This is a genomic window from Mycobacterium sp. 1165178.9, assembly GCF_001673555.1.
Lineage (GTDB): Bacteria > Actinomycetota > Actinomycetes > Mycobacteriales > Mycobacteriaceae > Mycobacterium.
In genome coordinates this window covers 1-2212 of sequence record NZ_LZMB01000263.1, presented here as the reverse complement: position 1 = coordinate 2212, position 2212 = coordinate 1, and the positions used below count along the sequence as shown (strand labels likewise).

The following is a 2212-nucleotide window of genomic DNA, read 5'->3' as shown; positions in this document are numbered from 1 at the left end:
CTTTTGCAGGGGACCCCGCGCACCCGACAGAGCCCATTGACCCTTGCTGCCTTCCGGCCCTGGGGGAGTTCACAGGATAGACGCCGCGCGGGGTCCAGCGACGAGTGTAATACCCGCCTCGGTGTCGACGCCGAGCAACTGGCGGGGGCAATCTGGCCCTCGGTTACCATGGCCACGGAGGATTCGCCTAGTGGCCTATGGCGCTCGCCTGGAACGCGGGTTGGGTTAACAGCCCTCGCGGGTTCAAATCCCGCATCCTCCGCCATTGGTCCGCCAAGCGGACACGTACGAATTGACATGGATTCAGGTCGGCCGCCTTTAGGCTGGCGTGGATTCACCAGCACGAGGAGGGGTATGGGGCGCAAGGTCGCCATCCCGTGGCACGCGTCATTTTCGATCGCTGCCGGCGTCCTCTACTTCTTTTTCGTGTTGCCACGTTGGCCTGAGCTGATGGGTGACACCGCGCACTCGTTGGGGACTTCGCTGCGCATTGTGACGGGCGCACTGATCGCGCTCGCGGCGCTGCCCGTGGTGTTCACGCTGCTGCGCACCCGCAAGCCCGAGCTGGGGACGCCGCAGCTGGCCCTGTCCATCAGGATCTGGTCGATCGTGGCCCACGTGCTGGCCGGGGTGCTGATCATCGGGACGGCGATCAGCGAAATCTGGCTGAGCTTGGACGCCGTGGGGCGGTGGTTGTTCGGGATCTACGGGGCGGCCGCCGCGATCGCGTTGCTCGGCATTTTCGCCTTCTACCTCTCCTTCGTCGCCGAGCTGCCCCCGCCGCCGCCTAAACCGATCAAGGCGAAGAAGCCCAAGGAGCGTCGCGTGCGGCGCAAGAAGGCCGACGAAGCCGAAGACACCGACGAAGCCGAAAACGCCGACGTCGAAGAGGCCGAAGAAGCCGACGCCGACGAAACCGACGAAGGCACGCCGGACGAGGCGCAGACCGTCGCTGCCGAAGCCGAAGGGACCAAGGAAGCCGAGGCGGCCGAGCCGGCGGCGGCTCCCGATGAAGTCAGCGCCGAGACCGCCGACTCTGAGGCACCGGAGCCGAAGACCGAGGCCGCGCCGGGCAAAGACACCACCGAGACGCCCGACGCGACCGCCGGGGACGGCGACGAGTCGACGGCCAAGCTGCGCAACCGGCGCCCGACCGGCAAGGGATCACACCGGATGCGGCGGACACGCACTCGGGCCGGTGTGGCCTCGGACGAAAACGCCGACGAGAACTAATCAGCGCCGCCGCAGCCGCTCCACGTACGCGGCGATGCGTCGCAGCGTCTCGTCCGTACCCCACATCCGGCGAACCTCGTCATCGACGCCGCCGGCCTCGCGGATCCGCGCCATGGTCGGGCCGTGCAACTGGATCTTCGTCTGCCGGTAGGCGTCACCAGGGATGCTGCCCAGGTCCGATGCCTCCGCCACGGCCGCCTCGACGAGCTCGTCGGCGACGACGCGGTGGGCCAGTCCGCGGGCCACGGCCTCCGCGCCCCGATAGTTGCGGCCCCCGAGCAGCACCTCATCGGCGTGGATCCCGCAGGCGTAGCGCATGACCTCCAAGGCGGCCACCGGGAACGGCACCCCGACGCGCACCTCGGTCGCGCCGATCTGCGCCTCGGGGCTGATCAAGCGGCGGTCGCAGGCGCAGGCGAGCACGCAGCCGCCGGCGATGGCCGCGCCGTTGATCGCGGCGACGGTCGGTCCCGGATAGCTGAATATCGCCTCGAAGGCCGCGGACAGCGCGGGAACCAAGCCATCGGTGTAGCCGGTGCCGCCCTGAACCACGCGGTTGAGGTCTACGCCGGCGCTGAAGGCGCGGCCGGCGCCGGTGACGACCAAAGCGCCCGCGTCGGAACGCGCCAGCTCGCGCACCGCCGAAGCCAGCTCCTCGAGCAGCTCGACATCCTGCGCATTGACTGACCCCGACGACAGGGTCAGCACCTGCACGGTCCCGACGGTGCTGATGTCGATCATGATCACTCCTCCGATCAGCGGCTGACGGCCGCGAGGACCACGGGAATGGGCGTGTTCTCGTCGGTGTGATAGCTCGCGCAGACGCGGTGGTAGCCGTCGGCGATCTGCAACGCGACCCCGGCGATGAAGTCGCCGCGCACCAGCAGGATGGGCGACAGCGGTAGGCCTTTTTCGATCTTGGTGAGGTCCGCGGCGACGTGGGGATTGTCCACCGGAAGCAGGCCCAGGTGCGCCGCCC

The 2212-nt window shown here is 68.7% G+C and carries 2 protein-coding genes, 1 tRNA gene, 1 other RNA gene and 1 pseudogene; 2 read left to right on the top strand and 3 right to left on the bottom strand.

The genetic code is table 11. The annotated features are described in order from the left end of the window. Positions 1–4: 4 nt before the first annotated feature. Positions 5–99, bottom strand: an RNA gene (gene ffs, locus A5652_RS11785) — signal recognition particle sRNA small type. Between the two features lie 77 nt (positions 100–176). Between ffs and A5652_RS11780 the strand changes: the two genes are divergently transcribed. After that, positions 177–265 (top strand) — tRNA-Ser (locus A5652_RS11780). Between the two features lie 89 nt (positions 266–354). After that, positions 355–1233 carry a hypothetical protein gene (locus A5652_RS11775; protein ID WP_067350898.1) on the top strand — a complete coding sequence of 293 codons (879 nt, stop codon included), beginning with the start codon at positions 355–357 and terminating at the stop codon, positions 1231–1233. On the opposite strand, the gene A5652_RS11770 is transcribed toward A5652_RS11775, so the two are convergent. Then, entirely contained in the window at positions 1234–1974 is a 741-nt protein-coding gene (locus tag A5652_RS11770; protein ID WP_067350901.1) for an enoyl-CoA hydratase/isomerase family protein, read from the bottom strand. 14 nt (positions 1975–1988) lie between these two features. After that, positions 1989–2212, bottom strand: a pseudogene (locus A5652_RS11765) (hypothetical protein); the annotation flags it as partial.

Coding starts and splice junctions, on each gene's coding strand:
- A5652_RS11775 (WP_067350898.1), top strand. CDS start 355: ATGGGGCGCAAGGTCGCCATCCCGTGGCACGCGTCATTTTCGATCGCT.
- A5652_RS11770 (WP_067350901.1), bottom strand. CDS start 1,974: ATGATCGACATCAGCACCGTCGGGACCGTGCAGGTGCTGACCCTGTCG.